General features: G+C 41.1%; 22 protein-coding genes, 1 pseudogene and 1 other annotated feature. Of the genes and pseudogenes, 16 read left to right on the top strand and 7 right to left on the bottom strand.

Annotation, left to right across the window (positions count from 1 at the left end; translation table 11 throughout):
- Window positions 1–253 precede the first annotated feature (253 nt).
- Window positions 254–1137: pseudogene (locus tag FQ085_RS08175) on the bottom strand (IS30 family transposase).
- 213 nt (window positions 1138–1350) lie between these two features.
- Between FQ085_RS08175 and FQ085_RS08170 the strand changes: the two are divergent.
- Complete coding sequence (locus FQ085_RS08170) at window positions 1351–2265, top strand: ABC transporter ATP-binding protein (protein ID WP_058385804.1); 915 nt, start codon at window positions 1351–1353, stop codon at window positions 2263–2265.
- 12 nt (window positions 2266–2277) lie between these two features.
- A complete protein-coding gene (locus tag FQ085_RS08165; protein WP_149456367.1) occupies window positions 2278–3048 on the top strand; it encodes an ABC transporter permease in 771 nt (256 codons plus the stop codon).
- Between the two features lie 235 nt (window positions 3049–3283).
- On the opposite strand, the gene FQ085_RS08160 is transcribed toward FQ085_RS08165, so the two are convergent.
- Both FQ085_RS08160 and FQ085_RS08150 read right to left on the bottom strand, forming a co-directional pair.
- Entirely contained in the window at window positions 3284–3553 is a 270-nt protein-coding gene (locus FQ085_RS08160) for an addiction module toxin RelE (RefSeq protein WP_149456366.1), read from the bottom strand.
- A 171-nt stretch (window positions 3554–3724) separates the two neighbouring features.
- Window positions 3725–4924, bottom strand: coding sequence for an MFS transporter (locus FQ085_RS08150; protein WP_149456364.1), 1200 nt, complete (start codon window positions 4922–4924; stop codon window positions 3725–3727).
- 326 nt (window positions 4925–5250) lie between these two features.
- Between FQ085_RS08150 and FQ085_RS08145 the strand changes: the two genes are divergently transcribed.
- The 8 genes from FQ085_RS08145 (at window position 5251) to FQ085_RS08110 (ending at window position 12219) form a co-directional block, all read left to right on the top strand.
- Window positions 5251–5967 carry a kanamycin nucleotidyltransferase C-terminal domain-containing protein gene (locus FQ085_RS08145; protein WP_262499775.1) on the top strand — a complete coding sequence of 239 codons (717 nt, stop codon included), beginning with the start codon at window positions 5251–5253 and terminating at the stop codon, window positions 5965–5967.
- 84 nt (window positions 5968–6051) lie between these two features.
- On the top strand, window positions 6052–6357 hold the full coding sequence (locus FQ085_RS08140) for a hypothetical protein (protein ID WP_058385798.1): 306 nt from the start codon (window positions 6052–6054) through the stop codon (window positions 6355–6357).
- Between the two features lie 72 nt (window positions 6358–6429).
- A complete protein-coding gene (locus FQ085_RS08135) occupies window positions 6430–6993 on the top strand; it encodes a GNAT family N-acetyltransferase (RefSeq protein ID WP_058386929.1) in 564 nt (187 codons plus the stop codon).
- Window positions 6994–7101: 108 nt separating this feature from the next.
- Window positions 7102–7572 (top strand): peptide-methionine (S)-S-oxide reductase, encoded by a 471-nt coding sequence (locus FQ085_RS08130; RefSeq protein ID WP_058385797.1) that lies wholly within the window; start codon window positions 7102–7104, stop codon window positions 7570–7572.
- A 354-nt stretch (window positions 7573–7926) separates the two neighbouring features.
- Window positions 7927–9351, top strand: coding sequence for a murein hydrolase activator EnvC family protein (locus FQ085_RS08125; RefSeq protein WP_149456362.1), 1425 nt, complete (start codon window positions 7927–7929; stop codon window positions 9349–9351).
- 210 nt (window positions 9352–9561) lie between these two features.
- On the top strand, window positions 9562–10227 hold the full coding sequence (locus FQ085_RS08120) for a haloacid dehalogenase type II (RefSeq protein WP_149456361.1): 666 nt from the start codon (window positions 9562–9564) through the stop codon (window positions 10225–10227).
- Between the two features lie 42 nt (window positions 10228–10269).
- Window positions 10270–10773 (top strand): redoxin domain-containing protein, encoded by a 504-nt coding sequence (locus FQ085_RS08115; protein WP_149456360.1) that lies wholly within the window; start codon window positions 10270–10272, stop codon window positions 10771–10773.
- 162 nt (window positions 10774–10935) lie between these two features.
- Window positions 10936–12219, top strand: a complete 1284-nt coding sequence (locus FQ085_RS08110) for an MFS transporter (protein WP_149456359.1) — start codon at window positions 10936–10938, stop codon at window positions 12217–12219.
- A 41-nt stretch (window positions 12220–12260) separates the two neighbouring features.
- Here FQ085_RS08110 and mnmM read toward each other — a convergent pair whose 3' ends face one another.
- Together mnmM and mnmL are read right to left on the bottom strand one after the other, a co-directional pair.
- Window positions 12261–12824: a tRNA 5-(aminomethyl)-2-thiouridylate-methyltransferase MnmM gene (mnmM, locus tag FQ085_RS08105; protein ID WP_149456358.1), complete on the bottom strand. Its 564-nt coding sequence runs from the start codon at window positions 12822–12824 to the stop codon at window positions 12261–12263.
- Entirely contained in the window at window positions 12821–13798 is a 978-nt protein-coding gene (mnmL, locus tag FQ085_RS08100) for a tRNA modification radical SAM protein MnmL/YtqA (protein WP_188074732.1), read from the bottom strand. The genes mnmM and mnmL overlap by 4 nt, the downstream gene beginning before the upstream one ends.
- Before the next feature lie 152 nt (window positions 13799–13950).
- Here mnmL and FQ085_RS08095 point away from each other — a divergent pair, with 152 nt between their 5' ends.
- The 3 genes from FQ085_RS08095 to leuS all read left to right on the top strand — a co-directional run bounded on the left by FQ085_RS08095 (window position 13951) and on the right by leuS (window position 18018).
- Window positions 13951–14643, top strand: a complete 693-nt coding sequence (locus tag FQ085_RS08095; RefSeq protein ID WP_058385791.1) for a CoA transferase subunit A — start codon at window positions 13951–13953, stop codon at window positions 14641–14643.
- Window positions 14644–14660: 17 nt separating this feature from the next.
- Complete coding sequence (locus tag FQ085_RS08090; protein WP_149456356.1) at window positions 14661–15314, top strand: 3-oxoacid CoA-transferase subunit B; 654 nt, start codon at window positions 14661–14663, stop codon at window positions 15312–15314.
- A gap of 44 nt (window positions 15315–15358) precedes the next feature.
- Window positions 15359–15564, top strand: a binding site (T-box leader).
- A gap of 42 nt (window positions 15565–15606) precedes the next feature.
- The gene (leuS, locus tag FQ085_RS08085; protein ID WP_149456355.1) at window positions 15607–18018 is read left to right on the top strand and encodes a leucine--tRNA ligase; all 2412 of its coding nucleotides are present in this window, start codon (window positions 15607–15609) and stop codon (window positions 18016–18018) included.
- A gap of 633 nt (window positions 18019–18651) precedes the next feature.
- Here the strand turns inward: leuS and FQ085_RS08080 are convergent.
- Window positions 18652–19917 carry a BaiN/RdsA family NAD(P)/FAD-dependent oxidoreductase gene (locus FQ085_RS08080; RefSeq protein WP_149456354.1) on the bottom strand — a complete coding sequence of 422 codons (1266 nt, stop codon included), beginning with the start codon at window positions 19915–19917 and terminating at the stop codon, window positions 18652–18654.
- 129 nt (window positions 19918–20046) lie between these two features.
- Here FQ085_RS08080 and FQ085_RS08075 point away from each other — a divergent pair, with 129 nt between their 5' ends.
- Together FQ085_RS08075 and FQ085_RS08070 are read left to right on the top strand one after the other, a co-directional pair.
- On the top strand, window positions 20047–21651 hold the full coding sequence (locus FQ085_RS08075) for a putative polysaccharide biosynthesis protein (RefSeq protein ID WP_071154612.1): 1605 nt from the start codon (window positions 20047–20049) through the stop codon (window positions 21649–21651).
- 10 nt (window positions 21652–21661) lie between these two features.
- On the top strand, window positions 21662–22375 hold the full coding sequence (locus tag FQ085_RS08070) for a pseudouridine synthase (protein ID WP_058385786.1): 714 nt from the start codon (window positions 21662–21664) through the stop codon (window positions 22373–22375).
- A 39-nt stretch (window positions 22376–22414) separates the two neighbouring features.
- On the opposite strand, the gene FQ085_RS08065 is transcribed toward FQ085_RS08070, so the two are convergent.
- Window positions 22415–22636 (bottom strand): DeoR family transcriptional regulator, encoded by a 222-nt coding sequence (locus FQ085_RS08065; RefSeq protein WP_058385785.1) that lies wholly within the window; start codon window positions 22634–22636, stop codon window positions 22415–22417.
- Window positions 22637–22938: 302 nt separating this feature from the next.
- Between FQ085_RS08065 and pepV the strand changes: the two genes are divergently transcribed.
- Complete coding sequence (gene pepV, locus FQ085_RS08060; RefSeq protein ID WP_058385784.1) at window positions 22939–24312, top strand: dipeptidase PepV; 1374 nt, start codon at window positions 22939–22941, stop codon at window positions 24310–24312.
- Window position 24313: the final 1 nt, after the last annotated feature.

The raw sequence follows: 24313 nt of genomic DNA, 5'->3' as shown, positions 1-24313 counted from the left end.
AGTTGTTTAACTTTAGGAGCTCTTCCTATTTGGCTATTAGAATTACTGCTACTTCTGATAGCCTACCGCAGAAATTTTATTCAAAATACACCGATTACGATTAAATAGATACCGAATAATATGAAAAGCGAACCGCTTATGATCAAAAACAATTTTAACAGCCAGAAATTTACGATTGGTGGGAGGAATAGTGTATTTTGAAATCTGTTAAAATCATCTGTTTCAAGAAATCTTTTTTTCTTTAATCCGTTTGTCAATATAAGCTAGACAAGTCCACTCCATTCAGGTGACTCAAAAATGCTTCCAGAGGTGTGCGGTAATCCAGCGACTTACGAGGGATGTGATTCCGCTTGTCGCCCACTGAGGAAATGAACGGTTGATCCACCTGGTCGAAGTCCATTTCCTTTGGCAGCCTTTTCAAAGCAGCCCGTTGGAATGTTCATTCAAGGCGCTTAGAAGGCGTGCCGGGATCCGTAAAATAAATCGAGACGTCATGTTGGTTCCACAGCGCTTTTCAGTTGAAGAATTCCTTTCCAGAATCAAACGTGATGGACTTGAACAGATTTCTGGGAATCCCTCGAAACAACTGATGTAATGTGGTCTCACTATGGCACGCCTTATCCTGCAGGCTTCACGGCGATGATGACTTTTGTTAGCCTTTCAACGAGCGTGGTTACCGCACTTTTGTGTCGGGCGCCCACAATGGTATCTCTTCAATGTGCCCGAATTCTTTTTCGAAAATGTACCTTTTGAACGCCTGTTTTCCACGGCGTTCCTGGTGACTATGGGATTTCCGTTTCCCTTTTATCGGCAGAGTCGCTACATTAAAAATCCGATTTTTGAACATGTGATAGAGCGTGCGCATGAAACAGTGGATTGCTTTTTTTCACGACCGACAATGACATCTGTTGTTTAGACTTGCGTCATCTTGTCTTGAATATAAGCGATTTTTCCTTCGGTAAGCCCATTTTCAGTAAACGCAAGGTTTCTTGTTTCTTTCGTACTACTTGTGAAAGTCGAGGGCTTTATGCCCCGATTCCAGGAATTTTATGATATTATAAATTGGCTGTCTGGAACGATTCAGGCACTCAGCGATGATTGAAACGTGCATATTTGGTGGTGGTAGGATTCTATCATCACCGGTTCATTCGTGATCACTCTGAAGTTTTTCTTTGATTGGAAAACACATAGTGAGGTACCACGAATGACTTTTTCGGTTGTCTAGCTTAATTTCACAACCGGCGCATTTAAAAAATGTATACACAAAGCTTTACGAATATAAGGGAGTGGCATACTGGCAATTAGGTAGTTAAATACAACTAATAAAAAGATAGTTAGGAGATAAAGTGAATGACATATGCATTAGAAATAAACGACTTGAAAAAGGTCTATACTGGCGGCGTTGAGGCTTTGCGTGGCATCGATTTGAAAGTAGAAGAAGGAGACTTCTACGCTCTTTTAGGTCCTAACGGTGCTGGGAAATCTACGACCATCGGGATTGTGACATCCCTTGTCAATAAGACATCAGGAAATGTCAAAGTCTTCGGCTATGATATGGACACACAGTTAATGCAGGCGAAGCTGCAGATTGGTTTGGTCCCCCAGGAGTTTAACTTCAGTCCTTTTGAAACGGTTCAACAGATTGTCGTGAACCAGGCAGGTTATTACGGCGTATCAAGGAAGGAAGCATTAGAGCGCAGCGAAAAGTACTTGAAGCAGTCTGATTTATGGGAGAAAAAAAATGTTCAGGCACGGATGCTTTCCGGAGGGATGAAACGTCGATTGATGATTTCACGCGCCTTGATGCATGAACCGCGTCTACTTATTCTTGATGAGCCGACGGCGGGTGTGGACATTGAATTGAGACGAGAGATGTGGACGTTTCTGAAAGAGTTGAATGATAATGGTACGACGATAATTTTGACAACACATTATTTGGAAGAAGCGGAGATGTTATGCCGCAATATTGGTATTATTCAAAAGGGGCAGCTGATTGAAGATACAAGTATGAAATCATTGCTTGCTAAGCTTCAGTTTGAAACAATTATTTTAGATATTGAATCTTCAGGACAAATTCCGGTAATTAAAGGCTATAAGAGTGAACTTATGGATGAAGGATCCCTTTCTGTGGAAGTAGGGCGTGATCAAGGGATCAACGAACTGTTTAACCAATTGACCGAACAAGGGATTAAAGTGTTGTCGATGCGTAATAAGTCTAATCGATTAGAAGAGTTATTTTTAAAACTTACAAAAGAAACTGCGTAGTGGAGGATTCACATGTTTAAACTATATTTAGTAGCATTAAAAGGTTTGGCGGTCAAAGAAACGAACCGTTATCTTAGAATTTGGATCCAAACATTGGTTCCGCCTGTTATTACGACTTCCTTATACTTTATCATCTTTGGGAATTTGATTGGCAAAAGGATTGGCGAAATGGAAGGATTTTCGTACATGGAGTTTATTGTTCCTGGATTGATTATGATGTCAGTCATTACCAGTTCCTACTCGAATGTATCGTCATCATTTTTCTCACAAAAATTTCAAAAGAATATTGAAGAACTATTGGTCGCTCCCGTCCCGACCCATATTATTATTTGGGGATTTGTGATGGGAGGACTAGGAAGAAGTACTCTGGTAGGGGTACTGGTCACCATTATCTCGCTACTTTTTGTCCCGTTGCAAGTCCATTCTTGGAGTATTGTCATATTAACGTTTTTAATGACGTCTATTTTGTTCTCTTTGGCTGGTCTGTTGAACGGCATTTTTGCAAAATCGTTTGACGATGTGTCTATTGTTCCTACTTTTGTTCTTCAGCCATTAACTTACTTAGGTGGTGTATTTTTTGCCATCTCAATGTTGCCTCCATTTTGGCAGATTGTATCACAGTTTAACCCGATTGTTTATATGATTTCTGGATTTCGATTCGGGATCCTCGGTGTAATCGATGTACCGATTCTATTCTCTGTTCTCATTTCGATTATTTTTGTGGTTTTACTTTATGGACTCAATTGGTATCTGATCGAAAAAGGCCGTGGGCTGAGAAGTTAATATCTATAGGCTTGGTTCATATATGTATGTAGATCAGAATCAGTTTACAAGAAGAAAATCAACTTTATAAAGATAGTCTAGTTTACGTATCATCAGATTATCAGAAGTTGTAGTCATCAAAATAGAGAATAATTTGGTTCAACAAAATAAGAGTCCGGCAAAGCGAGCACTTCTAAAGTGTTCGCTTTGTCGGACTCTTTTTAGTTGGGAAAACCTGTTCTTCATTTCAATTAGCTTAATCACTCTTCAGCCATTTTATAATTTTTTCTTTATCGCGTTTTCCAATAGCTACAATCTGAATTATTTGGATGGTCGCCTCGGCTTCTCTGAAAATAATCCGCAGGCCCATCTTCTTGTTTTTCAGCTTGTTGCATTGCGCCAAGTTGCCGTGAAGGGATTGGCCCGCTTCCATCCCTCTCAATTTGATTCGGTCCAGCGCTTTATTGACGAAAATCTTTTGGCTGCCATCAAGTTGTTCATAATCTTCCTTGAATACTGTGTCCATTCAAGCTGATACAACGTTTATTCCCACCCGTCTTCTTCATCGATAACAGGGGATTCAGTAGCACTCGCACCGCGAACTTCCACGACTGAAAAAGTAGAGACATTTTCCGTCAGTAGCCGTTTTTCAGCCATCAAATCAGCCAGCTGATCGTAAAGTTCTTCTATTAAAAACTTATACTGTTCGCCATAGTAAGACTCTGCCTTTATAAGCAATCAAGCTGACGATGCTCAATAAAATTCCAGACAAAATGAATACCCCGCGAATGCCAAATGCGTCTGCCAGAACACCCATCAAAAGGGAAGCAATGCCAAAGGTTCCGGTACCAATTGCGCCGAGTGTAGTAAATACGGTTGGCAATTGTGCTTTGGGAACACTTGTCTGAACTACCGTCTGTTGCGGAATATTTTTAATCTGACCAAAAACACCAACCAAAAAGGAAAAAAGCAGCGCAAGCATCGGAAGGTTCGTCAAGCCAAAGAAGATGGTGACCAAGCTGCTGGAGATTGCACCCAGGAAAATAAACTGGCTGAGCTTTTGTTCGATCCAATCTGAAAACCGCAGACAGAACAAGCTGCCAGCGATCAATCCTAAAAAAAATGCGCCATTGATGAACCCCCACCATTTTTCATCTGCCAATAAGGCATCACTGACAAAAACATAGAGAATCGCCGCAATCCACACCGTCCCAGCTATCGTCTCCAGGACATCCATCCAGACAATTCGCTTGAGTACAGGCGAAGTGGAGACCGTTTGCCAGCCTTGGCTGATTTGTTTCCACTTTTCTTGCTCCTTCGATGGCGTAAAGTCGATCGTCTCCAAAAAGCTCAATAGCAGACTCGAGACCAAAAACAAGCCAGCTGTCAACCAGACCAATTCATTTGCAGAGAGCCAAATCAACAAGGAGCTACCGACAAACCACATGGCGGTTTGGATTAGTTGGGTAACAGTTTCCATAAGGCCATTTGTTTTTAGCAACTGTTCGCTTTTCACGTAATTCGGAATGAGCGATTGGGTTACGGGATTGGCACAGCCGTCCAGTAAGGCGACTAGGCTGATAAGCAAAAACAGTCCGTAAAAATTGGCCAGCGAGAGTTGCGGCAGAAAGAATGCCAGTCCGATTAGCAACACCGTTTTGCCCATCTGCAAACCTGCCAACAGCCATTTCAGGTTGAAGCGTTGCATCAACAAAGGTGTTAAGGTGTTCGAGATGAACATTGAACTGGTGATGGTAAACGGCACAAAAGCAGCCGCAGTGGCTGATCCGGTCAATTCGAAAATCATGTAAATGATGCTGACAATGTACAAGACATCGCCGATGTTGGCAAGCGATTGCCCGGTCAGCAATAAGTTGAAATTTCGATTCAGTTTCATGAATAAGTTCCCCCAAGAGTTCATTTCTTAAATGATTTCTATTGAAGGGAGATCAAATTGGACTAATTATCATATCAGCAGTTCCTTTCCGATTGAAGATAAATCTTGGGGGATTTCGATTTATCGAGAAATTTGATTATTCCTATTATACGTGAAATTAACAGAAAATAAATGGCGTTAAAAGAAAATTTTGGATATAGTAGATAGAAACTACGCCATTTTTTCAAGAGGCCTTAGCATGTTCTTTTCGTTGCGGGTAAGGTGTATGAAAGGATTTAGACATGCTAGCCTATCCGGTTTCAACGACGAGAAAAGAAAAGTTAGAAATGATACACACGATAAAAGAGAGACTGCTCGATGCACACGGGGATGCCATATTGGCTATCGGTGCTTATGGATCTATCGCTTTAAAAACGGATGGACCGTTTTCAGACATCGAATTGCATGTCACTACAAAAGATGCCAATCAGTTAAAGAGCCTTGAATTTATCTGCGACAAATTCAAAATCGAACTCAGTACAAAAGACCATCGTACATTTATCGAACAAGCAAAAGAAGTGGACGATTCATGGGCGATTAAGGCCGGTGTGTTTATTCATATTCTTTCGATTCATGATCCAACTCATTTATTCGAGCAAGTCAAAGACCTTCCTTTTGAAGCATTGGATGCTAATAGGCGAGATATTATGCAAGAGTTCATGGTCTGGGAGCCTTATGAAACCATTGCGAAAATAAGAAATAATTACAGCAATGGCAACTTAAATTATCTAGATATAGGTGCCAGAGATTTGCTCTGGCAAAGTGCGAAACTGATTGGGCTTGCAAATAAGACGTTTTACACTACAAGAGCCAGAACATTTAAAGAATCGGTGGAACTGGAATCCATTCCTTCAGGATACAAAAAACTCTTGGATTTCATCACGGAAGGGCAGCTGCAAGACAAAGAAAAATTTTATTCCCTTTGTGAAGATTTATGGACCGGCCTAAATGAGTGGTATAACAATATGGGACTGGACTATCGGTTAAAGGAGCTTCCCATTTGATTTTTCAGCAATAAGAAGCCGGAAATGACAGCAGAAGTCGGTTAAGTGGTTTACAAATTGTGGATTATCAGAAGGGGATTAAATATGGAGGAAGACGCTTATGACCAAGGAAGACATGTTAGTTTTGTAGAAAATAGGTTTCCGGATTTACCACTAAATAAAGTGCAAACAAATAGCACGGGTTGGGATAATGATATTTTAATAGTAAATGAAGAAATCGTCTTCAAGTTCCCCAAGTCAGATAGACTAATGTCTAGAATCGAGGACGAAGGAAAAACAGTAGAGATTCTAAAAACCAAAAAGCCATTATTGCTTCTTGCTGCTTATGAGTATTTGTCTGAAATTAATGCAATAAAGGGAGTTAAATATAACTTCTTAAATAGAAAGTAAACAGTTCAATTCTATTTGAAAGGGCTAACAAAATGGACATATGATTACAGGAAGAGAGGCTGAACCATAACTATGATAAAGATAATTGGAAGAAAAGTTGAATTAATAGGAAATAGGGAAGCAAACTTGGATGATTTGTATTTTTGGAGATTTGAAGAAAAGGAACAAGAAGCGAAAAAATGGAATGGACCTTACATACCCGAAAAGCGAATAACAAAGGAAGAACATCGCAAACACTGGCTAAATGAAGAAGAGATTGCAACAGGAGTTCCAGCTTCTCTTGTGATAAGAGCTGAGGGAAAAGTGATTGGCTATGTGGGTGCCTACTGGATAGATAAGAATACAAACTGGCTCGAGACCGGAATTGTGATTTACGATAAAGACTATTGGAATGGTGGCTATGGTTCGGAAGCTTACAAACTCTGGATTGATTTTCTTTTTGAATCAACAGAATTACATAGATTGGGAATGTCAACCTGGTCCGGAAACGAACGAATGATAATAGTGGCCGAACGAATGGGGATGATTATAGAAGCGCGTATTAGAAATGCCCGAACAGTAGAAGGACAGTATTTTGATGCCATCAAAATGGGTATATTGAGAGAAGAATGGGAGAAACTAAGCGCTATTATATAATTTAACCTGTTTCATTGAGTTTACATATGATCCATTAACAGAATCATTTTTTTCGCTTATGTTATTGGAACAATCGAAGTTATATTAAAAACTACTAGGAGGTACAACATGGAAGTGTTATATATTGCGGGTGGATGTTTATGGGGAGTAGAAGCTTTTATTAAAACTTTGCCTGGTGTCATATTTACAGAAGCGGGGAGGGCTAACGGAACAAGTCCTACACGTGAAGGAGATTACGATGGCTACGCCGAATGTGTGAAGACAGCATTTGATCCAGCCATTGTGACATGCCAAGAATTAATGGGCTATTTATTTGAAATTATCGATCCATACAGTTTAAACAAACAAGGGCAGGACATTGGTGAGAAATACAGAACGGGTGTATACAGTGAAAAGCCTCAGCACTTAGAAGAAGCAGAGGCATTTCTTCGCGAGAGAAGCGATTACGACCTTATCGTAGTTGAGGTACGGGCGCTTACAAACTACGTAAAAAGTGCAGAAGAACATCAAGATCGGTTGACCAGATGCCCAGATGATTACTGTCATATTCCTGAAGAACTTTTGAGCAAATATAAGTAAGAAACTATCGCTTATTACGGAACAAGAAGAAGCTCTAATCAGAGCTTCTTTTCTTATTAGTTCATGTTAATAGTACGGTAAAGAAACTTTGAAATTCTTTTTTTCTCGAACAACTAGTGTAAAACAATAAGTAGTTTTAAGTAGGTGTAAAATTCTGATTATTATAATTCCTAATATATTACAAAAATATTTCATTATTAGAAGAAAAAGAAATATTGCTGTAACAGTATAGAGGTTCCTAGCTGGTATACTGAGCGAGTCGCAATTTTCGAAGAAACCTATACGATTTACACTTATATACATAAGACATACAGAGATTAAAACATTAGAAAGATTCGAGAGGGGATTAGACACGTGATTTCAAAATGGATGGTAACTAGTTTATCCTCTGTATTAGCCTTATCAATATTGATACCAACAGCTAACGCAGATACACTAAGTGAATTAGAGCAAAAACAGCAAGAAACACAACAACAGCAAAGTGAATTGAATGCAGGTATTAATGAAAAAGCAGGGCAAATCACTCAAAATGTATCAAAGCTAGAGCAGCTTGCATCAAAAATTGCAGATTTGAATACGCAAATCAATGATACAGAAGCAAACATTAACAATGTTCAAGCAGAAATTGATCAAACGAAAATAGAAATTGATGAGCTAAAAAAATCAATTGTAGAGCTGGAACGAAAAATTGAGGAACGCACACAGTTATTGAAAGAACGAGCGCGTGCAATTCAATTGAGTGGCGGCTCTGTAGATTACATGGACGTTCTACTTGGCGCAAACAGTTTCGTAGATTTTATTGATCGATTTTCTGCAGTCAATACATTGATCGAAGCAGACCGAGAAATCATGCGCGAACAAGCAGCAGATAAAGAACTGCTAGCGGAACAAAAAGAACAAGTAGAATCCAAGCTAGCTGAACAAGAATTACGCCGTTCGGAATTAGTTGGGTTAAAAGCATCTTTAGGTAGTAAAAAAACAGAGCAAGCAGGTTTTGTTCGGAACTTAGAAACTGAACAGCAACGATTAGCAACAGAAAAAGGCGGTTTAGAAAATAAACGTACAGAAGCTATCGAAATTAGCGCTGATTTAGAAAAGCAAATCATGAACGAACAAGCACGTTTAGCTGAAATTGCCAGAAAAGCAGAAGAAGAACGTCAACGAAAAATAGCTGCTGAGAAAGCTGCAGCAGAAGCAAGAGCACAAGCACAAGCACAAGCAGATGCTACTGCAAAAGAAGAAGCCCGTGCACAAGCAGCGCGTGAAGCACAAGCTAAAACTAGCGCCAAAGCTGAAACAGCGAGTAAGCCGAAAGTATCAAGCCCGGTTGTGAGCGCGCCTGAAAAAGTGGAAACTGCACCTGCACCTTCATCTAGCGCGATGTTTATTAGACCCGTTTCTGGACGATACTCGTCAGGCTTTGGTGGACGGGATATTGGCGACGGTGCTGAATCGCATCTCGGACAGGACATTGCCAATGTAACGGGCACACCAATTTCTGCCGCGGCATCCGGTTATGTTTCCTTTGCAGGTAATATGGGCGGCTACGGTAACGTTGTAATTTTGACCCATTCAATCAATGGTCAATCGTATGCAACTGTATACGGTCATATGAGCGCTATTAACGTTTCAGCTGGTCAAGCAGTCTCACAAGGCCAAAATGTAGGATTAGTCGGTAGCACAGGACGTTCTACCGGACCTCACCTTCATTTTGAAGTCCATATTGGCTCTTGGAATGGGGCTCGCTCAAATGCTGTGGATCCGATGAATTATTTCTAAACTAATTTTAATAAATGAGAGATTAAGCCCGATTGTTGGCACTTTTAAAAGTGTGCCCGTTCGGGTTTTTATTTTACATTTAGATTAATTTGTTGATTTCCGATTAATCCGACTGCCTTTGGGTATAAAGAGAAGAGACTGTATTGTAGGTCAACCAATTGTACATACGTATAGTCGATGTTTGCAGAATCATCAAAAGGAGGATGGAGAGTGGACAGTTCAATCAAAGCCTTCGTGTTCGATGTATACGGAACCTTGTTCGATGTTACGGCAATAAAAAGAGAATGCGAGGAATTATATCCAGGTTACGGCGAGAAGATCAGTCAAACATGGAGATCTAAGCAAGTGGAATATTTTATGTTGCGCCAGCTTATGGGTAATTATGCCACGCTCTATGCCATTACACATGATGCATTAAAATATGCACTGAACGAAAATGATTTGCAGCCAAGTAAAGAAAACGAGCAAAAATTATTAGCTGCATATCTGCATTTACCGCTTTACTCAGAATCTAAAGAAATTCTTACGCAGTTAAAAGATAAAAACTTAGTGGTTTTTTCAAATGGCTCTCACGATATGCTGGATCCATTAGTTAAAAATGCAGGTTTAGAAGAGTTGTTTGATCAAGTATTGAGTATTGATGACGTGAAAGAATTTAAACCAACACCGGCATCTTATCAATATGCATTAGAACAACTTGGAATCGAAAGTCATGAAGTTCTTTTCATGTCGTCTAATGGCTGGGATGTATCAGGGGCGAAAAGTTTTGGATTCCAAACAGCTTGGATCAACCGAAAAGGGATGCCAGTTGAAGAACTCGATCTCGAGCCGGATTATGTATTTGATGATTTAACTGGATTGTTAAAGTGGAAATAACGTTCACTTGATTGCGTTTTAAAAATAAGGAGGAAACTACCTATGACAACATTACAACTCGGTGACAAAGCACCACAATTTGAATTACCATTAGCAGAAGGCGGTACGTATTCTTTGGAACAAGATTTGACGGATCGTCCAGGTTGGAGATTTTTGGTCTTTTTCAGAGGATCATGGTGCCCAGTATGTAACCAAGATTTAAAAGAAATTGAAGAAAGCCTTTCTTATTTTGAAGGAAAAGGCGTTTATTTTACGGCTCTATCAACAGATAGCCAAGAAAATTCGTTAGGGATGAAAAATGAGCATAGCTTAAGTTTTCCACTCCTGTGTGACCTTACAACAGATTTATTAAAGCAGTACGGAGCTTATTACCACGGAGAAGATGCACCATATGAAGATCATGGAATCCACGGGGAAGCTGCTCATTATTTGCTTGATGAAAAAGGGAATATTCTTTATCAACAGCAGCAAACGAGCCCTTATGGACGTCCGAGCGCAACAGAACTTCGCAAAGTTGTGCAGTATATTAAAAAGAATTTAAAGTGATACAAATCACTTAAAAAGACCTTGCCTATTAATGGGGCAAGGTCTCTTTTGTGTGTTAGCCATAAAGAGGTAAGACGTGCAAATTACTCAGTGTTAATTGTAAAATAATAGAACGGATAAAAAGAGCTCAAAGGGGCTCTTTTTCTTTGGAGGAGGGTTGTTGTGAAGAAAACAAAAGGAAAAAGGATTAATGGAAATGGTGTTATCCAGACACCATTTTATTACGGCTGGGTTATTGTCATTCTCGCAGGATTGTCTCACTTTTTTTCTGGACCTGGACAAACTTATTCAAATGCCATTTTTATTGATTATTACATAGAAGAATTTGGCTGGAGCCGCTCAACCGTGTCCGGTATTTATTCGTCAGCGACACTTCTTGCAGGGTTTTTATTGTTTATTATCGGTCGAATGATTGATAAAGTCGGTGCGCGAAAAATGGCAATTGCGGTATCCTTAATTTTAGCAGCAGCCAGTATATTTAATAGCTTTGTAGTCAATTGGGTGATGTTATTTATGGGGTTTTTCGCTATACGGTTGTTTGGTCAAGGATCAATGACGCTCGTACCAAATGCGTTGGTACCACAATGGTTTATACAAAAACGAGGTCGTGCACTTGGTTTAGCTGCATTGGGTGGGATGATTGGATCGGCTGCATTTCCATTGATCAATGTTTGGTTAATTGAAGCATATGGCTGGCGGACGACTTGGCAAATTCTTGGCGCATCCATTGTCCTGATTTTTACACCTTTAGCATTTTTCTTTATCCGAAATCGACCAGAAGATATTGGCTTGCTTCCAGATAATGGACCTCTAGTAAGAGATGAGGATCAACAAAAGCCGTTATCCTCAGATAGTAGTTGGACAGTAAAAGAAGCGAAAAAGACCCGCTCTTTTTGGCTCTTGTTGTTTTGTGTAGTGGTTCCTGCTTTGGTTAATACGGGAATGACTTTCCATTTGGTGTCTATTTTTTCAATTCAATCGTTAGCACCTGAAACAGCTGCGACTGTCTTGAGTTTAATGGCGATTATCGGTTTTCCGGTAACGTTTCTAGCAGGTTATTTGCTTGATAAAATACGTGTGCAGTGGATGTTAGCTTTTGTATTCGTTGGGGAAATCGCCTCAATTTTTTTATTAAAAGAAGCGGACCTGTTTTCAGGCGCGATTCTATTTGCGGTTGTTTGGGGCTTTATGTTGGGAATTGAACGGGTAACTCTCAGTGTTGTATGGCCGAATTATTTCGGTCGGCAATACCTTGGTAGCATAACCGGTATTTCGATGGCCTTTATGGTCGTTGGTTCTGCTCTTGGGCCGTTGCCGTTCGGCTTGTTTTACGATTTCTTTGGCGGCTATAAGGAAGTGTTATGGGTTATTATGATTTTCCCGCTTCTTGGAATTGTGGCAGCATTACTAGCAAATCCGCCGGAAAAAGAAGGAATAGAAAACTAAGCTAAAAAAACAGAAAAGAGCAAGTGCTCTTTTCTGCTTTTTTAATTGCTTGCATGTTTTTTTTCAATGGCTAATAAAAAAGGGGGGGAATGTTGCTGGTTGATAAATTCGTATTTTAGCACATCAAACGTTTTTTGCGGGAGCGAGGAAACGAATTCCATAACAGCATCCCGTTCCTCACTGCCACCTTCGTGTCCACTGTATACAACAACTAGCAATACGCCATTTATTTTCAACAGCTCTAAACATTGTTGGAGAGCAGAAAGTGTACTTTGTGCTTTCGTAATAATGCTGTGATCGCCTTTTGGCAAATAGCCAAGATTGAAAACAGCAGCTGCAATGGGCTCTGACACATAGTCTTTTATTTTGGCATGGCTGTCATGAATAAGTTCGACGTGGTCAACGTCTTGCACTCGAATTCGTGTCGCGTCAATCGCTTCTGCTTGAATATCAAAAGCGAAAACTTTTCCGGTTGCTCCAGTTAAACTCGCAAGAAAGTGTGTATCATGTCCGTTGCCAGCAGTGCCGTCAATGACTACGTCTCCAGAAGAGACCGCTTGTTCAAGTAATGATTTTGTAAAAGGCAATACACGTTGTACCGTCATGAAGTCACACTCCCTGTAGCCCGTTTACCTTGCCAACTTTCACGGCGTGCGAGTTCTGCATCGATGCCGTTTAAGACTTCCCATTTGTTTGCGCTCCACATCGGACCAATCATTAAGTCTATCGGGCCATCTCCTGTAATGCGTTGCACGACCATGTCAGGTGGCAACACTTCAAGTTGGTCGGCGACTAAGTGAATGTATTCTTGCTTTTCAAGAAACTCGACCATGCCTTTTTCATATTGCTTGACCATCGGTGTGCCTTTTAATAAATGCAATAAGTGAATTTTAATGCCTTGAACATCAAGTTTTGCCACTTCACGCGCAGTTTCCATCATCATGTCACGGTCTTCAAGTGGTAAGCCGTTGATGATATGTGTACATACCCGGATGCCGCGCGTGCGTAATTTCGTTACGCCCTCGACATAAGCTTCAAAATCATGTGCACGGTTGACCAAAAGGGCCGTTCGCTCATGAACCGTTTGCAAGCCAAGTTCGACCCATAAATATGTTCGTTCGTTTAATTCGGCTAAATAATCTACGACATCGTCTGGCAAACAGTCCGGACGCGTTGCGATGCTTAACCCGATAACATTTTCTTGCTCAAGTGCCGCTTCAAACTTTTCTTTAATCACCGGTAACGGCGCATGTGTATTGGTATAGGCTTGGAAGTACGCCATGTATTTGGCATCTTTCCATTTGCGATGCATTTTTTCTTTAATTTGATCAAACTGCTTGGGAATCGAGTCCACACGGTCTCCAGCAAAATCACCAGAACCTGCTACGCTGCAAAATGTACAGCCCCCGTGTGCGACTGTGCCGTCCCGGTTCGGACAATCAAATCCGGCATCTAACGCGATTTTCATGACCTTAAAACCAAAATGATCGCGCAAATGGCGATTCCATGTATAATAACGTTTTCCATCAGATGAAAAAGGAAATTCTGTATTCACTCGTAACAACTCCTTAAACAACATTGTAGCATGCCGTGGAAACGATCAACAATGCTAGTGAAATGTAGTGCCGATATTTATGAATATTGCGTTTAGTGCGATAGTTTGTTTAAATTGGTTATGGAAGCGTTTTACTAATTACTTTTTAGTTGATGAGTCAGAGGAGGCATAATGGAATGAAACCGATTTACAGTTCTGCAAAAGAGGCAGTTGAACAAATTCAAGACGGTGCCACAATTATGGTGGGCGGTTTTGGGTTAGTAGGCATACCTGAACAACTTATTTTAGCACTAGTTGATAAAGGGGTAACCAATCTGACCGTCATTTCTAATAACTGCGGTGTAGACGAATGGGGCCTGGGACTGCTACTTAAAAACAAACAAATAAAAAAAATGATTGGTTCTTATGTGGGTGAAAACAAAGAATTCGAACGTCAAGTATTGTCGGGCGAAATCGAAGTGGAATTGACACCGCAAGGAACACTTGCTGAAAAAATGCGCGCAGGTGGAGCTGGAATTCCAGCATTTTTTACACCAGCTGGGGTTGGTACAACTGTTGCAGAAGGCAAAGAAATTCGCGAATTTGACGGCAAAGAACACGTACTAGAACACGCATTAAGAGCTGACTTTGCTTTGGTGAGAGCACATAAAGCTGATAAGATGGGGAACTTGGTTTACAACAAAACGGCACAAAACTTCAATCCGCTTGCTGCAGCAGCTGGAAAAATTACCATTGCGGAAGTGGAAGAAATCGTGGAAATCGGTGACATCAATCCGAATCACGTTCAAACGCCAAGCATTTATGTACAAGGCTTGCTTCAAGCAGATCAGGAAAAACGGATCGAACGTCTTACAACACGCACTGTTTAAGAAAGGGTGGAGAAATATTGGATAAACAATTGGTCAGAGAACGCATTGCAAAACGCGCTGAAAAAGAAATCAACGATGGCGATTACGTTAACTTAGGAATCGGTATGCCGACTTTGGTAGCGAATTTCATTTCCGATAACAAAAGTGTTGTGCTTCAATCAGAAAATGGACTTTTAGGAATCGGCCCTTATCCGACAGAAGACAATGTAGATCCGGATTTGATCAATGCTGGAAAAGAAACCGTAACGACAATCCCAGGATCGTCTTTCTTTACCAGTGCGGAATCTTTTGCGATGATTCGCGGCGGACATATTGATGTCGCCATTCTTGGTGGAATGGAAGTAGCTGAAAACGGCGACTTAGCCAACTGGATGATTCCTGGCAAAATGATTAAAGGCATGGGCGGAGCGATGGATTTAGTGCATGGTGCCAAAAAAGTCATTGTCATTATGGATCATGTGTCAAAAGACGGGTCTGCTAAAATCAAAAAACAATGTGATTTGCCGTTAACTGGCAAAGGCGTGGTCAACAAAATCATCACAGAGCGTGCAGTGATTGAAGTAACAAAAGAGGGTTTAGTGTTGTCAGAGGTATTTGAAGGCTTTACTGTTCAAGATATCATCGATTCTACAGACGCACCGTTGAATACGAAAAACGTCAAAGTTTCTTAAGCTATTGCGAAAAAACAGCGCTTCGTCTAAAATAGAGACAATAACCAATGACAGTGAAGAGGACTAGTAGTTTGTGTGTTTTTGACAGAGAGCCGGCGGTAGGTGCAAGCTGGTAAAATGCGCAAGTGAACTCGCCTTGGAGTCCGTGTATGTGAAACTAAGTAAGATACACCGTTTTCCGCGTTAAGGAATCAAGTTGAGCGAGCAATCGCTAATTTGGGTGGTACCGCGGGAAAATCCCGTCCCTTATTTTTAAGGGACGGGATTTTTTTATTTTGAGGAGGAATCGGAAATGACATTCAATCACAAACTAGTTGAGAAAAAATGGCAAAAATATTGGCAAGATAATAAGACGTTTAAAATGGTGGATGACCCATCAAAACCAAAGTTTTACGCACTAGATATGTTCCCGTATCCATCAGGTGCTGGACTTCACGTAGGACATCCAGAAGGCTATACGGCGACGGACATTTTAAGTCGTGTCAAACGCATGCAAGGGTACAACGTTCTTCACCCAATGGGCTGGGACGCATTTGGTCTGCCGGCAGAGCAATATGCACTGGATACTGGAAATGACCCAGCTGAATTTACAGCTAAAAACATTGAAACCTTTAAACGTCAAATTCAAGAACTTGGATTTTCATATGACTGGGACCGTGAGATTAGCACGACAGATCCGTCTTATTACAAATGGACACAATGGATTTTTATTCAATTGTATAATAAAGGACTGGCGTATGTTGACGAAGTAGCGGTTAACTGGTGCCCAGCACTCGGTACGGTTCTTGCAAATGAAGAAGTCATTGATGGCAAATCAGAACGTGGAGGTCATCCGGTTGAGCGTCGTCCAATGCGCCAATGGGTGTTGCGTATTACAAATTATGCAGATCGTCTTCTTGAAGATTTGGAAGACTTGGATTGGCCAGAAAGCTTGAAAGATATGCAACGCAACTGGATTGGTAAATCAGAAGGCGCAGAACTGGAATTTCAAGTAGCAGACACGGAACATTCTTTCCGCGCATTTACGACACGCCCGGATACGATTTTTGGTGCGACTTATGCGGTACTAGCCCCTGAACATAAATTAGTAGCTGCGATTACAACAGTAGAACAAAAACAGGCTGTTGAAAAATACATTGATGACGTGAAAACGAAAAGTGATTTGGAACGTACTGATTTGGCAAAAGACAAATCTGGTGTTTTCACAGGCGCTTATGCAACAAATCCAGCAAGTGGTGAGAAAATGCCGATTTGGATTGCCGATTATGTATTGGCAACTTATGGAACAGGTGCCATCATGGCGGTTCCTGCTCACGACGAGCGCGATTATGAATTTGCTCAGCAATTCGATTTGCCAATTGTGGAAGTTGTATCAGGTGGCAATATCAAAGAAGAGGCCTATGCTGGCGATGGTGAATTGATCAATTCTGATTTCCTTAATGGATTGAACAAAAAAGAAGCAATCGAAAAAGCCATTGCATGGCTAGTTGACAAGAAAGTCGGCGACAAGAAAATTACGTACCGCTTGCGTGACTGGTTGTTTAGCCGTCAACGTTACTGGGGCGAGCCGATTCCAATTATCCACTGGGAAGACGGCACGATGACACCCGTTGAAGAACAAGATTTGCCATTGATGTTGCCGGTAACGACGGATATTAAGCCAAGTGGAACTGGTGAATCACCGCTTGCTAATATTACGGACTGGGTCAATATTGTTCATCCAGAAACAGGCATGAAAGGGCGCCGCGAAACCAACACGATGCCACAATGGGCAGGAAGCTGCTGGTATTACTTGCGCTTTATCGATCCAACGAATGACGAAATGTTGGCAGACCCAGAACTATTGAAACGCTGGTTGCCGGTCGATGTTTATATCGGCGGTGCAGAGCATGCAGTGCTTCATTTGCTGTATGCCCGTTTCTGGCATAAAGTGCTTTACGATATCGGTGTAGTTTCAACAAAAGAACCTTTCCAGAAATTGTTTAACCAAGGTATGATTCTGGGCGAAGGAAACGAGAAAATGTCGAAATCAAAAGGCAATGTCGTCAACCCCGACCAAATTATCGAAAGCCACGGTGCAGATACATTACGTATGTACGAAATGTTTATGGGGCCACTTGAAGCATCAATTGCTTGGTCGACAAACGGACTAGATGGCTCTCGTCGATTCCTAGACCGCGTTTGGCGCTTATTGATGGATGAAGATCAATTGAGTGCGAAAGTCACGGACACCAACGATGGCAAAATGGAAAAAGTTTATCATCAAACCGTAAAAAAAGTCACGGACGATTTTGAAGGACTCCGTTTTAACACGGCTATTTCACAAATGATGATGTTCATCAATGAAGGCTACAAAGTCGATTCGATTCCGAAAGAATACGTAGAAGGCTTTGTGAAATTACTGTCGCCAATCGCACCTCACGTAGCAGAAGAACTGTGGCAGAAATTGGGTCATGAAGGATCTGTTTCTTACGAAAATTGGCCACAATTCGATGAATCGAAAATGGTCGACGATGAAGTCGAAGTTGTAGTTCAAGTAAACGGCAAAGTAAAAACTAAGCTGACAATCGCTAAAGACAGCTCAAAAGAACAACTAGAAACAGCTGCACTTGCAGACGAACAAGTCCAGAAAGCGACAGAAGGTAAACAAGTACGTAAAGTCATCGTCATTCCAGGGAAATTAGTTAACATCGTAGTAGGCTAACAAAGAAAAGCGGAGTCTTCCGGTAGCTCCGACAAGCTTAAGGCAGACTGGCGAAGTGGCGTTTTGCCACACAGCTGGGCTGACTTAAGACTCGAGGAGCTGGAAGACGAAGTCTGGACAAAGAAAAGCGGAGTCTTCCGGTAGCTCCGACAAGCTTAAGACAGACTGGCGAAGTGGCGTTTTGCCACACAGCTGGGCTGACTTAAGACTCGAGGAGCTGGAAGACAAAGTCTGGACAAAGAAAAGCGGAGTCTTCCGGTAGCATTTATTAAAACGAATAACAAAAGAGGCAGATCGGAGAAATTCCGGTCTGCCTCTTTTGTGTTGTTACCAGTAGCTTGTTTGTCTTTATGAACTGCTTTGGCCAATTTTGATAGGACATAAGCTTTAGTGTGATTTAATGGTACAAAAAATAGACTAAAGGCTTTTAAGAGAACGAGTGAAAAGCAATCACTTAGAGCAGATTATTCAAAATAGACACTTCTTATTTGTTTGAAAACTAACTCTTTTTCTTTTTACCAAAAGCACGCCCAATTAACAAGGCGCCGAAAATGATGAGCAGTGGAAGGGAGTAGACTAGCAACAGAACATACTCGGTTACATCACCCATAGCGTTTAACCTCCGCCTTCTCTTTAACTTTCTTTGGCAAATTGTGCTGCGCTTTGTCCGGCTACGTTGCCTGTGACTAATGCAGACGTGATGTTGTAGCCACCCGTGTAGCCGTGAATGTCTAAAATTTCACCACAGAAATACAATCCAGGTTTCTTTTTAGAAGCCATCGTTTTGGGTTCGATTTCTTTGATCGATACACCGCCACCCGTAACAAACGCTTTTTCAATCGATTGTGTACCGTTAACGAACATTGTAAAAGCGGTTAGCTGTTGAGCCATTGCGCGTACTTTGTCACTTGGCAATTCGGCACCAGTCAGTAATGGATCAATTTCTGCACGGCCCATAAGGAACAGCAACCAACGCTCTTGCGCTAAACTTTTCCAAACATTTTTCAATGATTTTTTGGGTTCGTCTTTCATCATATTGTTTAACAGCTGAAAGGCAGATTCTGCATTTTCATCTGGCAAGGTATTGATACGCATTTCAACTGGGTGACCACCATTTTTTTTCATTTCTTTGACAACGTATTGGCTACAGCGCAAAACTGCAGGACCGCTCAATCCAAAATGCGTAAACAGCATGTCCATTTGATGCGTGACAAGCACCTTGCCTTTTTTGTTTAATACGGTTACAGCGGCATCACGTAAAGCCAAACCTTGAAGCTCGCGACTGACGATAAACGGTTCTTTTGATAAAAGTGGTACTTCAGTTGGATAAAGCTCTGTCACCAAATGACCTGCTTTTTCTGCCCACGGGTAGCCGTCTCCAGTAGAGCCAGTTTGTGGCACGGCTTTGCCTCCAACCGCTACAACCACTGCTTTCGCCGTATATTCTTCACCAGTGTGCAGACGGACACCGGTTACTTTTTCATCGGTCATTAATAATTTTTTCACGGGTGAATCCAATAAAATGGTGACGTTGAGTCGTTCCATTTCTTTAAACATGGCATCTGCTACGTCCTGTGCCCGATTAGAAACGGGAAACATGCGGCCATGGTCTTCTTCTTTTAGGGCAACACCAAGTCCTTCAAAGAAGGAAATAATATCTTCGTTATCGAATACAGAAAAGGGGCTATGAAGAAAACGTCCATTCCCTGGAATGTGTTTAACAATTTCATCGAGTGGCAATCGATTGGTGACGTTGCAACGTCCACCGCCAGATATAATTAATTTTTTTCCTAACTTTTTACCTTTTTCGATCAGCAATACTTTTTGGTTAATCGAAGCTGCGGCAATAGATGCCATTAAGCCGGAGGAACCTCCGCCTATGATTATAACGTCATACATAGAATAAGAACTCGCTTTCGTTTTTCTCTCAAGTATACACGATGCAGCGAAACACGTTGAGTAATTTCTTCTATAGGTGTAAACTATCGTGTAGATTGTTTTTATCACGAACAAGTCAGGAAGTGTAAAATGTCATCATTAATTAAAGGTACAGCCATCTTAACCTTGGGTCTATTTTTATCGAAAATCCTTGGCGTTCTTTATATCATCCCGTTTTATAGCATGGTAGGAAAAGACAATATCGGACTTTATCAATATGCGTATATCCCGTATAACTTGATGCTGGCACTGGCTATTTCCGGTGCACCGATTGCGTTCTCGAAATTTACCGCGAAATACAATTCTCTCGGTGATTATGAAACCGGTAGGCGATTATTAAAGTCAGGTCTTTTGACAATGATGATTACTGGTTTTGTGTCGTTTCTTTTACTTTATATCTTCGCAGAACCACTAGCGCGCATCACCATTTCTGAAGATGAGCTTATTTATTCAGTAGGCGACATTACTGAAGCCATTCGCTGGGTCAGCTTTGCATTAATTGTCGTGCCGTTTATGAGTTTGTGGAGAGGGTTTTTCCAAGGCTATAATTACATGATGCCGACCGCTGTTTCACAGTTAGTGGAGCAAATCGTTCGTATTATTTTCCTATTAGGCGGATCTTATGCAGTAATTTATATCTTCGGAGGTACACCAAAAACGGCGATTCAATTTGCTGTGTTGTCAGCTGCAGTTGGGGCACTTGGTGGTGTTGTGACACTAGCTTATTTCTGGAAAAAGAAAAAGCCTGAATATAATCGTCTGTTAGCGAACTCCGTTGAATCGTACGATGTAAAGTTACGTGATATGTACAAGGAGATTTTGATTTACGCGGTTCCAGTTATTTTCCTAGGAATTGCCAATCCATTATTCCAATTTGTTGATTTGATGACATTTAACCGAGCGATGAGCTCGGGTGGGAATGTCTCTGAAATCGATCTTCTTGGAATTCTAAATTTGACTGCTCATAAGCTAGTCATGATTCCTGTGATGCTCGCAACTGGATTTTCAATGGCATTGATTCCATTGATCACCAAACATTTTACGCGTCGTGAATATCTTCAAGTATCGCGAACACTCGATCAATCAATACAGTTACTACTATTCTTGACATTACCGGCTGTTATCGGTATGACGATGCTGTCTGATGAGTTATACCATGTCTTTTACGAAGTCAGTGATGTTGGATCTGAAATCCTGGCACATTATTTACCAGTAGCAATTTTATTTTCAGCTTTTCCAGTCACTGCTTCTATTTTACAAGGGATTAACAAACAAAAATGGATTATTATCAACTTGTCGATAGGTTTATTATTAAAAGCAGTATTAAATACACCGTTGATCGAACGCTTTGAAACAGACGGTGCTATTGCTGCAACGATTATTGGCTATTTAGTAGCGATTGGTATGAACATGGTGGTCATCGCTAAAACCATGAATTACCGTTCGCAAATGGTTGGAAGACGTGTTATTTTAATCGTCATCTTAAACGTGATTATGGCGGGAGCGGTTTTCTTAGCGATGTCGGGATTAGATCTATTTATAGGCATGGACAATAAATTATTATCAATGTTGCGCTTGCTTTTAGTTGGTGGTGTGGGAATAGTTGTTTATGGTTATCTTGGACTGAAAACAGGACTAGCACAAAAGTTAATGGGGTCAAAAATAACGAAAATTTCTCGGAAATTAGGCTTTTAGGAGTGACACAATGCGCATAGATAAATTCCTTTCGAATATGGGTTTTGGCTCTAGAAAAGAAGTTAAAATCCTACTGAAATCAACTGCAGTGGAAGTGAACGGGGAAATTGTCCGTGATCCAAAAATACATGTAGATGAACAGACAGATCAAGTAGCAGTAGAAGGCGAGGCGGTTGTTTATACTGAGTTTATCTACTTGCTGATGAACAAGCCGCAAGACGTCATCTCTGCAACCGAAGATAAATACGACCAAACGGTAATCGATTTATTGGGAGAACAAGAACAGCATTTCGAGCCGTTTCCAGTTGGGCGACTGGACAAAGATACTGAAGGTTTTTTGTTGCTGACGAATGACGGCAAGTTAGCCCATGAATTATTATCACCCAAAAAGCATGTAGACAAAACTTACTATGCAGTAATTGAAGGACAAGTCACAGAAGAGGATGCAGAAGCATTCAAAAAAGGTGTAGCGCTTGACGATGGTTACGTGACGAAGCCAGCTAGTTTAAATATAATTGAGAGTGGTGCCGAATCTAAAATCGAATTGACGATTACTGAAGGCAAATTCCATCAAGTTAAACGGATGTTCGAAAGTGTCGGCAAGCGGGTAGTTTATTTGAAACGTTTGTCGATGGGGCCTCTGAGTCTTGATCCAGAGCTTGGTCTTGGAGAATACCGTCATTTGACGGAAGAAGAAGTAACTAGTTTAAAACAAAGAAAATGACCGCATAGCTGCGGTCATTTTCTTTGTTTAGGAAATTGTTTAAGACGTCATTTTCACTTTCCGTTGCGTCGTTGTCCATTTGCCTCGAGTTGGGCTGGTCACCAAGTCGTTAAAGGCTAACACATTCAAATCTCTTTGAATGGTGCGAGGAGTGATGCCGAATTCATCGACAAGATCTTGCGTCGTTACAGTCCCGTTGTCGAGAATGTACTTATACATATCTTTAATTCGAATGAGCATGCGATCGGTTGTGGGTTTCATAATAATAGAACCACTCCTTCATCTTTTTTCCCATTGGCAAAGACTAGCGGACGATAGGCTGAGATTTATACAGCTGGTTTATGATTGATGCCAAAGACAGCCCCTTTTCCTAAAATAGTGTGTCAATTTGACTAGTCTGACAATTCCAGTATACCGGAAAAACATCTCGAATTCTAGGATTTCCCTCTATCTTTACACAAAAATAACAATAGAAAGACAGAATTTTTTATGCAAATTGTCACAAATTCTTTAATTTGATGGAAAAAGGTGTACAATAGCCATAACAAAAAGGAGTGTGAACCATGGATTGGCTGCTAGAAGCTAACAAACGCAAAGAGACCATGCTGAGAGAATTACAGGAATTAGTGGCGATTCCCAGCGTGTTAAGTGACGACACAACACCAACGGCTCCTTTTGGAAAAGAAGTTAAACAGGCATTGGATTGGTTTTTAAAAAAAGGGAAAACTCAGGGCTATTCAGTAAAAAATGTAGGGGACATTGCAGGGCATCTTGAGATTGGGCAAGGTGAAGAATTGCTCGGTATTTTAGGACACGTTGACGTTGTGCCAGTGGGAAGTGGATGGACAAAAGCTCCATTTGGTGGAGAAATTGAAAATGGTCGACTTTATGGCAGAGGCACGATCGACGACAAAGGTCCGACAATTGCCGCATGGACGGCTTTGAACATGGTAAAAGAAGCAGGCGTAGAATTTACAAAACGCGTGCGGTTGATTATTGGAACCGATGAAGAAAGTGAGTTCCGCTGCATGGATCGTTATTTTAAAACAGAAGAAATGCCCTCTATTGCCTTTACACCAGATGCGGATTTCCCAATCATCAATGCTGAAAAGGGGATCGCAACCTTGGTGTTTTCAACATTTTCCATGCATGAAGATGCGATTTTAGAATCTTTTATTGCAGGTCATCGAACCAATATGGTGCCTGACCAAGCAACCGCTATTTTAAATGGCCAACTAGCAGAATGGCAGGAAGATTTTAAAGCGTTTTGCAAAGAACACAATGTTACAGGAGTCGTCGAACAGCATAACGGCTCGACCGAGTTGACGTTAAATGGAAAGTCAGCCCATGCCATGGAGCCTGAAGACGGTGTCAATGCAGGGGTTTTACTGGCATTATTTTTGAAAGATCGCTTAGAAGGCGATGGCCAGAAATTTGTGGCATTTGTCGCGGATACGTTTTATCAAGATTCGCGTGGTCGCAAACTGGGACTGGAGTTTATGGATGAACAATCAGGAAATACGACATTTAACGCGGGAATTATTCGCTTTGAGAAAAAGAAAACAGCGATGATTACAGTCAGCATGCGGTATTCCATCAGTTATCCATTTGAAGAAAAGATCGCGGCTTATCGACTCAAGGATTTTGTTCTGGACATAGCGTCCAATTCTCCTCCTCATTACGTGGATGGAAACGATCCATTTATCAAGACGCTACAAAATGCCTATGAAAAACAAACAGGTGACAAAGCAGACCTTCTTGCTATTGGTGGGGGCACATATGCGCGCGTACTTGATAAAGGTGTAGCATTTGGTATGCTGTTTCCAGGTGAGCCGGACGTTGCGCACCAAGCAGATGAATTTGTCGATATCGACAATTTAGTTAAAGCAACTGCAATTTACGCAGAAGCAATTTATCAATTGGCTTGTAAAAAATAAG

The organism is Planococcus sp. ANT_H30 (assembly GCF_008369335.1).
GTDB lineage: Bacteria > Bacillota > Bacilli > Bacillales_A > Planococcaceae > Planococcus > Planococcus kocurii.
Note: the sequence above shows the minus strand (reverse complement) of the source record. Positions and strands in the feature narration are given on the sequence as shown.